General features: G+C 67.9%; 8 protein-coding genes and 3 pseudogenes. 1 reads left to right on the plus strand and 10 read right to left on the minus strand.

Translation table 11 applies throughout. From position 1 onward, the window contains the following. Positions 1–15 precede the first annotated feature (15 nt). From GA0074694_RS19790 to GA0074694_RS19810, 6 genes and pseudogenes are all read right to left on the minus strand, one after another. Positions 16–486 (minus strand): annotated as a pseudogene (locus GA0074694_RS19790) (transposase); the annotation flags it as partial. A gap of 39 nt (positions 487–525) precedes the next feature. Continuing rightward, positions 526–1758: an IS110 family RNA-guided transposase gene (locus tag GA0074694_RS19795; protein WP_091458445.1), complete on the minus strand. Its 1233-nt coding sequence runs from the start codon at positions 1756–1758 to the stop codon at positions 526–528. 248 nt (positions 1759–2006) lie between these two features. Further along, positions 2007–2753 (minus strand): annotated as a pseudogene (locus GA0074694_RS19800) (IS110 family RNA-guided transposase); the annotation flags it as partial. A gap of 676 nt (positions 2754–3429) precedes the next feature. Beyond that, the gene (locus GA0074694_RS32300; RefSeq protein WP_218105736.1) at positions 3430–4011 is read right to left on the minus strand and encodes a hypothetical protein; all 582 of its coding nucleotides are present in this window, start codon (positions 4009–4011) and stop codon (positions 3430–3432) included. Positions 4012–5394: 1383 nt separating this feature from the next. Next, positions 5395–5544 (minus strand): hypothetical protein, encoded by a 150-nt coding sequence (locus GA0074694_RS31800; protein ID WP_176738018.1) that lies wholly within the window; start codon positions 5542–5544, stop codon positions 5395–5397. Positions 5545–5742: 198 nt separating this feature from the next. Next, positions 5743–6441, minus strand: a complete 699-nt coding sequence (locus GA0074694_RS19810; protein WP_218105737.1) for a helix-turn-helix domain-containing protein — start codon at positions 6439–6441, stop codon at positions 5743–5745. A gap of 105 nt (positions 6442–6546) precedes the next feature. Between GA0074694_RS19810 and GA0074694_RS19815 the strand changes: the two genes are divergently transcribed. After that, complete coding sequence (locus tag GA0074694_RS19815; protein WP_176738019.1) at positions 6547–6909, plus strand: hypothetical protein; 363 nt, start codon at positions 6547–6549, stop codon at positions 6907–6909. A 197-nt stretch (positions 6910–7106) separates the two neighbouring features. Here GA0074694_RS19815 and GA0074694_RS31805 read toward each other — a convergent pair whose 3' ends face one another. The 4 genes and pseudogenes from GA0074694_RS31805 to GA0074694_RS19830 all read right to left on the minus strand — a co-directional run bounded on the left by GA0074694_RS31805 (position 7107) and on the right by GA0074694_RS19830 (position 9968). Then, on the minus strand, positions 7107–7832 hold the full coding sequence (locus GA0074694_RS31805; RefSeq protein WP_176738020.1) for a site-specific integrase: 726 nt from the start codon (positions 7830–7832) through the stop codon (positions 7107–7109). Then, positions 7819–8607: a hypothetical protein gene (locus GA0074694_RS33045; RefSeq protein ID WP_245714809.1), complete on the minus strand. Its 789-nt coding sequence runs from the start codon at positions 8605–8607 to the stop codon at positions 7819–7821. Before GA0074694_RS33045 ends, GA0074694_RS31805 begins: the two co-directional genes overlap by 14 nt. Then, a complete protein-coding gene (locus tag GA0074694_RS19825) occupies positions 8607–8942 on the minus strand; it encodes a helix-turn-helix domain-containing protein (RefSeq protein ID WP_091460570.1) in 336 nt (111 codons plus the stop codon). The genes GA0074694_RS33045 and GA0074694_RS19825 overlap by 1 nt, the downstream gene beginning before the upstream one ends. After that, positions 8939–9968 (minus strand): annotated as a pseudogene (locus GA0074694_RS19830) (tyrosine-type recombinase/integrase). The gene GA0074694_RS19825 and the pseudogene GA0074694_RS19830 overlap by 4 nt, the downstream one beginning before the upstream one ends. Between the last annotated feature and the right edge of the window lie 223 nt (positions 9969–10191).

The raw sequence follows: 10191 nt of genomic DNA on the forward strand, positions 1-10191 counted from the left end.
GGTGGTTGCGTAGTTTCATGATGCGTTTTCCAGGGTGACGTGGTACCCCATGGCTTCGAGTTGATGGATGGCTCGCTTCTTGGATCGGTCCGGGTGCAGGCGGGTGAAGTAGTCAGCGCCGGGGTCGTCGTAGAAGGCGCCGGTGGTGCCCATGTGCCAGATCGCGATGAGCATGGAGTGTTGGATGGCTACGTTGGCCTTCTGCGGTCCGCGACGTGAGGCGATACGCCGGTACCGGGCGCCGAGATAGGTCCGGGGGTTCTGGGCGCACGCCATGGCCGCGGCTCCTAGCGCTCCCTGGAGGTAGGGGTTGCCGGGGCGGGTTCGGCTGGACTTCACCTTGCCCGCCGATTCGTTGTTGCCTGGTGTCGTGCCGGCCCACGAGGCCAGGTGCTTGGCGGTCGGGAAGCGGGTCATGTCGGCGCCGGTCTCGGCGATGATCACGTCGGCGGTGAGGACACCGATGCCAGGGATGGAGCGGATCAGGTCACGGAAGCCCTGAAAGACATCCCAGGAGCTTGAATGTCAAGCAGCAGCCTCGTTGAGGTGATGCGACCAGGCGGTTGCCTCGTCGTACGGGGTGCCGGTTTTGAGGCATCCGTGCAGGATGCCGACGAGTCGGTTGGCGAGCTGGCGCAGCGCGGCGTTGTAGCTGGCGCCGCGGGCGCGTTGCCGGTCGTAGTAGGCGCGGGCGCCCGGGGAGGCCTTCAACGCGGAGAACGCCTGGGTCATCAGCGCGTCGATGAGCCGGTCGTTGTGCACGAACCGGGCCGCGACGGTCCTCTTCTTCCCGGACGCGCGGGTGATCGGGCTGGTCGCGGCGTAGTTCTTGCGGGCCTTCGCCGAGACGTAGCGGGCGTGGTCGTCACCGAACTCAGCGAGCACCCGGGCACCGAGAACCGTGCCCAGTCCGGGCTGGGACAGGATGATCTCAGCGTCCGGGTGCCGGCCAAAATGGGCCTCCACCTGCCCCTGCAGGACCTTGACCTGCTCGTTGAGGGTGGACAGCAGCGCGATCAGCGCGCGGACCGAGGCCGCGTAGGCGGCGGTGACCACGGCGGGCTGGCCGAGGTGCTCGGCGCGCAGCGTGGTCTGGATCGCGGCCGCCTTGGCCGGAATGTCACGCCGGCGGGCCCGTTTGAGGGCCGCGCTGATCTGCGCCAGGCTCAACCGGGCGGCGCTGGCCGGGTCCGGCGCCTTCGCCAGGAGTTCCAGGGTGTCGGCGGCGTCGAGGTCCTCGAACGCGGCGAGGGCGGCCGGGAAGTACTCCCGCAGCGCATGCCGCAGCCGCTGGCCGGCGCGGGTACGTTCCCAGATCAGCGTCTTGTGCATCCGCGAGACGACCTTGACCGCCTCCGCATCAGCGCTGTCACCGGCCATCGGGCGCAGTTGGTGCGAGTCGGTACGCACCATGTCCGCCAGCATGTGCGCGTCCGCCGCGTCGCTCTTGGCCCCGGACACCGCCAGGCGCTCCCGGTAACGGGCCGCCTGCAACGGATTCACCGGATACACCGTGTATCCGGCGGCGACCAGCGCTTGTACCCACGGACCCCGATCGGTTTCGATACCGATCCTCACCCGCCCGGACACGTCCTCGGCATCGATGTCGTCACCGAGCGCCTGACCGATCATCGCGTGCAGCCTCGTCATGCCCGCCATGCCTTCCGGCAGTCGGGCCTTGGCCAGCCGGCGACCGGACGCGTCCATCACCTCGACGTCGTGGTGGTCCTCCGCCCAGTCATCTCCCACGAACAGCAACACGTCTCCCACCTTCCGAGCCGATCACCTTCGGTAGCCAGGAGGAGAACCATCAGCGACCTAATGAAGCAGTGCTCACGCCGCGACCGGGCGGGCACGACATCCCATCAGCGATCAACTCTCCACACCGACCGACAGCGGCACGCTCTTTCATCAGGACTCCACGTCCAGGCACCACGAGTGCTCGCCTGCCGGCGGCTACCTACCCACCAGGAGTTTGCCGGATGGCTCACTCCCAGAACTCATTAGGGCTCCATCATCACCTCGATCCGCTCGGTGAGCATGTTGATCGCTGCCGTATGCCGGTCGATCAGGTCCAGGTGCACACGGGCGAGGAACGCGTGGTGCTCGGTGAAGCGGCCGTTCAACGCTTCGGTCAGCTGCGGGATCTTTGACCGGAGCCGACGCCGGGCCAGATCCGCGAGCGCGGCCGGGTCCCTGTCACCACCGATCAACGCCTCCAACATCGCCCGCCCGGACACCCCGAGGATGTCGGACGCGACCGCGGACAGCTTGATCCCGGCGTCCTCCAGCAGTTTCTCCAGCCGCTGGACCTCTCGGCCACGTTCCCTCGTGATCGCCGCACGTGTCCGGGTCAGGTCCCGCAACTGGCGGATCGGCTCGGGCGGCACGAACGAGCCCCTCACCAGGCCGTGCGCACCGAGTTGGGCAAGCCAGGTCGCGTCCGCTACATCGGTCTTGCGTCCTGGCAGCGTCTTCACATGCCGGGCGTTGACCAGCATGACTTCGAAGCCGGCGTCTTCGAGCAGGTAGTAGAACGGCTTCCAGTAGTCGCTGGTCGCCTCCATCACCACGCACGTCACCTGCTGATCGACCAGGTGCTCACGCAACGTGAGGATCTGGCTGGTCATCGACCCCCAGGTCGTGACCGTCTCAGTCGTCTTACGACGACCAGCCCCAGCGATCCGGACGCACACCTTGGCGTCCTTCTTCGAGATGTCCATCCCTGCACAGCGGGCGTGAACGACTTCCATGACCAGCCTCCTCACACGCGGACCACAGCGTCCGTCGCGGGGAGGGCAGGGAGATTCGAAAGTCTGACGCACGGGCTCACTGGCACCAATCCACGGTTCCCGTGGAAGCCCTCCGCCACCATGCTGACCTACAGGCTCATCAGCACCACAGAGCATTCGGGGTCGACCACGACGAACCCCACCACCATCCGCCCGAACACAGCCGGACCACAACCAGCAACCGGCGCCGAATCTTCGCGCACCATGGTGCGCCTCGAAGACGGCGCCGCGTTGCTGACCAGCGCGTTCCACCGCCTCGCCGGACTACCGAGACCCGCCGGCTGACCCCACACCCCACGCCCCGACCAGCAACACGGAGGAACCCGGCCCCGCGCCGGGCCGTCAGCATGCCAACCAAGCTGACGCCCGAACCCCGAACCGACTTCATCGAATAGCAGCCATGAACGGCCGCCCAAATGAAAGACTGAGGTTAGCGTGACTTTCCCGAACGTTAGTCCTCAAGCGCCGGCCCGCACGGGCCGCCTTGTTCACGGCGCCGCAGCCGGCGCACCAGGCGAGGAGCAAAGTCCTACGCCGCAACAGCCGCAACCCCCGCCGACCGCTACATTTCCTCGGAATAGCGTGAAACGGTCAAACCTCTATCCTGCAGAGGCCCTGACCGACGGACCGACCTGAATTAGTAATACGTCGGCTGCCGCTCTTCCGGGTCCGCATGCACGACGTCGAGGTTCCTGTCCGCGACGAGGCGGTCGACAACCCCACAGTCGGCTCCTATGCCGGCCCAATGAGGGTCGACGTCGCTGGCGAAACACCACGCATGATCCGCCGGCCAGACGAATGCCGGCGCTGAGTGGACCTCGGAGTCGAACAGGTCGCTCCACCCCATCAAGTCGCCCAGGGTGCCGGTGAACAGGACGTATCGCCGGTGCTGAAGGTCCACCATGTGTCCACCAGTCAGAGCAGGATTCCGGAACGTCGCGCCGCCCTCCCACACGCAGACATAGCAGTCGCGCGTGGAGGAGCTGTAGTCGGCGAGGGCTTCCAACGCTGTTCGGGCCATGTCGATCTCGGTGGTTCGGCGGGATGGCAGCCGCACGTCCGACTCGCGCATATTCGGACGGCCCGGATCGGGCAGGTAGCGAAGGCGTGCGTACGCGGGGAACGAGGCCGGCCCGAACGTGATCAACCGTGTCGGGTCGACATCGGTCGCATACAGCCACGCCGCAGCAGAGAGATCGTCAGTGGGCTGAAGTGCCATCGTCTCAATGATAGACCCCCCGCTAGTTGACCAAGCAGTAGACGTCGGCCTGCCTGTAGGGATTGTTGCCGTCGTCGACCTCGTCGATGACGTCGACGTTCAGACCCCTAAAACGCGCGCGCGACCGCGCCGGGGCGTCACCGCGGCCTCCGGTGTGACCGGTCAAACCGCAAAACGCGCGCGCGTGCGGGGAGCTGCTCGCGCTCCCTGGGTACGTCGGCCGCCACGGCGGCCCCGCTCTCGAGGAACCGCGGGGCGCGGGTGGCATGCCCTGTCCAGGCTGCTGGCTCTGTCACCGTCAGCGCGAATCGCGGCCGGGCAGCGATCACTGACGACCGATATGCGCCAATCAACTTGTGGCGCAAATATCGGCTGGCATCTATCATGAAACACTTGGGATTCATTGACTGAAGGAATTCATCTCGTTAAATTCGGTGATCGTCGCGCCATTGATGCATGCGCCGGTCACGGCGCGTGCGCCGCAACGGGAGGAATGACCTTGATCAGGAGTATGCGTGGAGGGAGCTTCGCCATCGCCCTGGCCGTCGCCTTGCTGTCGACTGGAGCGAGCGCCGTAGCCTCTCCACCGGCATCGGATCCGTCGCCCACTGCGGCTCGACCAGGACTGGCGCCCCCCGGCGCGGAAGGCACGTACCTCGACGAGAAGGGCAACGTTCTGTCGATGCGGGGGGGGTGGACGCCGACCGAGTAGCAGGCCGTGCCCTGCTCATTGGCTGCACACCGGGCAACGGAGCTGACAATCCGCACTACACGACGCCTGACGTCTCGGGTCATGGAACCTACGGCAAGGGAACGTGCACCAACAACACGGCTAACGTCTACAACTGCTTGTACGAGTGGTACACCGACAACACCTGGCGGCAGAAGAAGTGTTCGAGCACGGTGACGGTGACGGCCGGCGGCGGGAGTGGGAACAGGTCCAACGCCCGGCACGTCTGTCACTCGACCAGCCAGCTCATCTCCTGGCGCAATCACGAGGACGTTCACACCGCAGGCCACGGCTCCTCGCGCCCGCGCGCGTAGGCGTGTCTCGAAAGTCCCGAATGGCTTCCGTGCGGGCTTCCCTGGGCCTTCCGTGAGGGCTTCCCCGGCCGTGCCTGCCGCCGGATTCCGGGCGCCGTTGACCGTGGGCTCACCGCGCAGGTCACCGGCTCTGTCAACGTCTGTCACCGCGACCGGCGACAGTCAGACACCCTCCACGGGGGAGGGACACTCTCTCCCCAGGGATGCGGGGGTCAGGCCCGACCTGACACCCCCTGGTGATCCGGACAGTGATCGGCACGGTCACCGGCTGACCCGTGCGGTCAACCAGCCGGCTCCCCGGCCCTGGGGAGATTTTCCCGCCGTCGTTTACCAGCAAGATCAACTGTCGCCGAGGTTCCCGCCCTCGCCGGCCCAGTCGCCGAGGTTCCCGCCGTCGCTGGCCTGATCGTCGATGCCCGGGCCGCCCGGGCCGGCCTTGTTTGATATTGTCCCGGCCAACCCTGGGAAGGTACCCGCTCCCAAGGTCATTCACCGGTTGCATGCGGTGCTCCCCAGGAGGCGACGACGTGGGTGTCGCGGCGTTCATCGCCTCCTCCCAGAGGACCGAGCACGCCGTGCCGCACGCGGTGACCTGCCGGGCGCGCGGGTTGAATCAGTCGGGGTTCTGCACGTGGCGTGACCGGCAGCCCACCGCACGGCAGACAGAACCAGGCGACGTACGCGACCTCATGCCCGATGACCCGTACTTAGTGGTTCGGGGCGTAAGTGGTTGACCCGCATCATCCGGGCGACGCCGGGTGCCAGGGTGGGGTGGCAGCGGCAGCGGGCCTGGATGCTGGTCTTCTCGTCGCTGGAGATCACGTACTCGTCATCGCCGAGCGGGACGCCGTCGAACGTGCGGGCGTAGAGGCCGAGCACGCGGGCGGCTTTGACGGCGAACTGCGGGTCGCGGATGAAGATCCAGGACTGGTGCTGCCAGGGCTTGAGCGTGTCGCGGGCCAGGATCCGGCGGATGGTGGACGCCGAGATCGCCGCGACGATGCCCCGGTCGACGGCTTCAGCGGCCAGGTCCGGGCACGTCCACTTCGACAGTGGTGTGCCGGTCTCGGCCGGCAACTGGCAGGCCAGGGCTTTGACCTCGGCGACCTGGACCGGCGTGAACCGTGGTGGCCGTCCCGGGCGGGGCCGGTCGGTGAGGCCGGCGAGGCCTTCGTCGGCGAACCGGCCGCGCCAGCGCCGCACGGTATCAACGGTGAGGTCGTGTCGGCGGGCGATCGCGGCGTTGGAGTGCCCACGGGCCGCATCGCAGACGATCCGGGCCCGGACGACCTGCTGATATGCGGCGGTGTGGGAGTAGGCCAGAGCGGTGAGCCCGCGCCGTTCGGCGGCGGTCAGGGTAATCGGGCGAGCGTGAGGGGCAGGCACCGGCCAGCTTCCGTTGGAGATGATCTCGTTCAGGGCTGGTCGAGGATGCCGGTCAGGCGGGCCGCAACCCGACAGGACACGCCGGAGGCGGCAGGATGTGAACCTATGCCGGTCATCCCTGCCTCCACGAAGACGTCCCTGCCGCAGCGACTGCGGGCACGGGCCAGGGCGAACTGGCCGCAGTTGGCCGCGGTGCACGTGCGCTACCAGGGTCAGTTCGCCTACGTCACCGTCGAGTTGACCGGCGGCCAGCAACTGCCGGTGATGCGACTGCGCTACAGCGGATCCGCCCACCGCTGGAGCCTCGCCACTTACCGGGCCAGTAACAACAGCTACGAAGACCAGTACTGGTTCAGCGGCACCACCGAAGAAGCACTCGACTTCGTCTGCGACGTCCTCATCAGCCCGATCACCGACTGGCCGCATCCAAGCACCGAACCGTCAACCCCCGAAGGACTTGCGAACTGAAGCACTTAGTTTCCTGACCGCTGCTGCCCGCCGATCCCGGGGGGCAGCAGCGTGGTGCCTGAGTGGGATTTCCGTAGCCGCCCGGACCACGTCCTCGCTCATCGCGCCATCTCCCATGCCAGCCGGCCCCGGCCAAGTAGGACCGCCCGACTGGCAGGGTGCGGTAATCCGACTGTCCTGTATTCCCTGTCCGCTGATCACAGTGTGTTGCGGCTAGGGCTGTAGCGGTTCCAGGTTCCACCGGCAGCGGCGTGGTGGCGGTGGGTGGTGGTGTGGTGGAAGCCGAGGGCCTGGGCGACGACCGGTGCCGGGGATTGGAGGACGAGTTGGTGCAGTGCGGCCAGGCGGCCGGGAACGGTGGGGACGCCGAGGTCGCGGATGAGTGGGGCGATCGTGCGGGTGGTCAACGGTTGGCCGGCGCGGCGGCCGGGGAACAACCAGCGGGCGTCGCGGTTCGTGGCGGTGCGCATGTTGGTGCGCTGGTCACGTAGCGTCAGCAATAGTTCGGCGACAGGTTCCGGGACCGGCGTCGGCGGGTCGCCCAACCGGAGCAGGACGTCGGAGCCGGTGGTGTCGATGTCGTCGATGGTCAGGCGCAGGATGCGGCCGAGCGGTTGGGCGTAGAGCAGGAGAAGGATCGCGGCGACGCGGGCGCGGAGCTCGCCGGTGTCGTCGGTGATCAGCTTGCGCAGTAGTCCGATGCGTCGGTGCTGCGTGATCGGGGATCGCTGGCCGGACCGGTGCGGAGCAACGTGTAGCCGCGGCATGTGTCCAGCGTTGGCGGCCCACGTGAGGAACGGTTTGAGGAGCTGCCGCTGACGCGGCTGGTGGGTGACGATCCAGTGGTCCAGGTCGTCCTGCCGGAGCCGGGCAAGGGTGAGTCCCTGCTCCTGGATCCCGGCGAGGAAGTCACCAACCCGCAAGACTTGCTGCCCGAGTTCGCTGCGGGTGTGGCGGCTCACGGGCCCGCGTTCGGCGCGGCGGCGCAGCCAGGGCATCAGATACCAGGTGGTGTACTGGCGCAGCAGTCGGCGCTGTTCGGCGTCGGTGGTGGTGTCCAGGTTGCTCGAGCAACCATCTGTCGAACAGCAGGATCTGCTTGTCGATCAGGGGCAGGACACCGCACTGCATGAGCAGTTCCCGCAGGTGAGCGGCGGCCCGCCATGGTTGCAGACGGTGGAACGCGTCGTGGCTCAGTTCGATGTCACCGCAGCCCAGACCTCGTAGCAGATCAGCGGCCGGGGCGCAGCGGCCGTGCCGGGAAGAGATCCAGGCCAGGCCGGTGAGCGGGTTGTTCATGCTGGTCAGCAGCTCGGTCAGCGGTGCCAGCTCAGGGCGGATGCGGCCGGTGCCGTCGTCGAGGAGTTCGGCGACGCGCCGGGTGAACGTGCAGCGGGTGCAACGGCGGCCGGCGTGCAGCTTGCCCTCCTGCCCGCACTCGGCGCAGGCATACGAGATGGAGAATCCGGCGCAGCTGGTGCAGATCGGAGCTTGGTCCTCGGTGCGCCGTCCGGCCAGGACCCGGTCGTCGCCGCAGCCGGGGCAGCGACCGTGGGCGCGGAACGCCCGGTCCTGGCAGGTGCGGCAGACCTGCCCGTCGGGCCACCGGGCGGTGGAACTGCTTCGGCGGCCGCAGCGGGCGCAGTCGCGGACGAACCAGCGTTCGTACTGCTCGGCGGTGGCGTAGGGGCGGTCCATCAGTCGGGGCGCACGCGGGCCCGGCGGGGCCGGACCGTGGCCAGGTCCACCGGCGCCGGGGCGGCGCCAGCGACCGCCTTGCGCGGCGCGACGTTGGCCGCCGTCGTGACGACCAGGTCGGCGGGGGTGACCTCCAAAATGTCGCACAGCGCGGCCAGCACTGGCAGCGACAGCCGCTCGGGTGTGCCGGTGACGAGACGGTGAACCTGGGAGGAGGACAGGTCGATGCCGCGTTCGTGCAGCAACGGCACCAGTTCGGTGGCGGTGAACACGCCGCGGGCGGCCATCATCTCCCGCAGCCGCCACCGGTAGCTGACCTGGCGTTTCATACTCATCGGGCCCTCCGTGCCGGTCGTAGTGCCGCGTTCATGGTCGCGTCGAGAGCCTGCCGCAACGTGCGGGTGCGGAAGTCCGACGACACGCAGGTGTAGATCGCCGTGGTGGAGGCGTGTTCGTGACCGACCTGCTGCTGCACGAACAACGGATCCCAACCGGCCTCGATCAGGTGAGTGACATACGAGCGGCGCAGGGAATGGAAGTCCAGCGCGGCGTCCAGGCCGAGGGCGTCACGGTAGGCCGACAGCCGCGCGTTGAGCTGGGCCAGTCCGACCCGTGACACCCGCTCCGAGGGCCACAGCGCAGGGTTGCCCTCGACGGCCAGCAGCGGCCGGATCTCCTCGACCCACTCGGCGAGGACCTCCGGCACCCATGCCCAGACGGTCAGCACACTGCGCCGTTTCGGCGGCGAGCCCTTCATCGCCTTGCCGTGGCGCACGTAGAGCACGCCGTACTCGCCGAACTCGTCGGCGTGCGGATTGCGGCCGAAGTCGGCCACGTCGAGCATCCGGGTCTCGTTGCGCCGCAGCCCGTAGCCGTAGGCAACCTTGAACAAGGGTGGCGTCGCGGAACGCCGGCAGCCAGCCTTTGCGCCCGGCCGCCCGGATCCGGGTGACCTGCTCGTCGGCGTAGTCCAGCAGGGCCTGCATCTCGTCGAGCGTGAACGCGCGCTTGGCCGGGTCGCCCTCGGCCGCGGCGACGTGAACGGCGGCGTTCCACTCGTGGCCCACCTGCACCGGGTGCGTACCGAAGCGCTTCTCGCACTCACCGACCCAGCCGTAGGCCGGATCAGTCAGGTACGCGCAGAACAGCCGGACCGCCTCCTGATAGCCACGCAGCGTCGAGCGGCGCACCCGGCGCACAGCCCGCAGATCGGTGCACCACTCGTCGACCAGCTGCGGAGTCCACCGCCACGGCAACGCCTGCGCGTGCTCGGCGAACGCCCGCACCGCCCGCTGCCGGCTCTCCACGGTGCCGAAGGACAGGTTCCGCGCGAGTTGCTGGTTACGCCACCCGTCGAGCATCGCGGTGAAGACCTGCTCGTCCGGTCGCAGCAGTCGCACACCGTCGGCCAGTTGCAGGGCCGCCGATCCCGGCGCGGCGCGTTCCACGTCCACCGACAGTGACCTCCCGCCACTCGCATTGGATGCGAGATCTTCGCATCCAATGCGACACGCTTGTCAAACGTGCAGGTCAGGAGGGGCGGATTCGCACCCTTGCAGCAAGGAACCGCATCCACGAGGTCTA

This window comes from Micromonospora inyonensis (assembly GCF_900091415.1).
Lineage (GTDB): Bacteria > Actinomycetota > Actinomycetes > Mycobacteriales > Micromonosporaceae > Micromonospora > Micromonospora inyonensis.

Bases quoted from the DNA above. Each gene is read 5' to 3' on its own strand.
- GA0074694_RS32300 (WP_218105736.1), bottom strand. From the start codon at position 4,011: ATGGCACTTCAGCCCACTGACGATCTCTCTGCTGCGGCGTGGCTGTAT.
- GA0074694_RS31800 (WP_176738018.1), bottom strand. From the start codon at position 5,544: ATGACCTTGGGAGCGGGTACCTTCCCAGGGTTGGCCGGGACAATATCA.
- GA0074694_RS19815 (WP_176738019.1), top strand. From the start codon at position 6,547: ATGCCGGTCATCCCTGCCTCCACGAAGACGTCCCTGCCGCAGCGACTG.
- GA0074694_RS33045 (WP_245714809.1), bottom strand. From the start codon at position 8,607: ATGGACCGCCCCTACGCCACCGCCGAGCAGTACGAACGCTGGTTCGTC.
- GA0074694_RS19825 (WP_091460570.1), bottom strand. From the start codon at position 8,942: ATGAGTATGAAACGCCAGGTCAGCTACCGGTGGCGGCTGCGGGAGATG.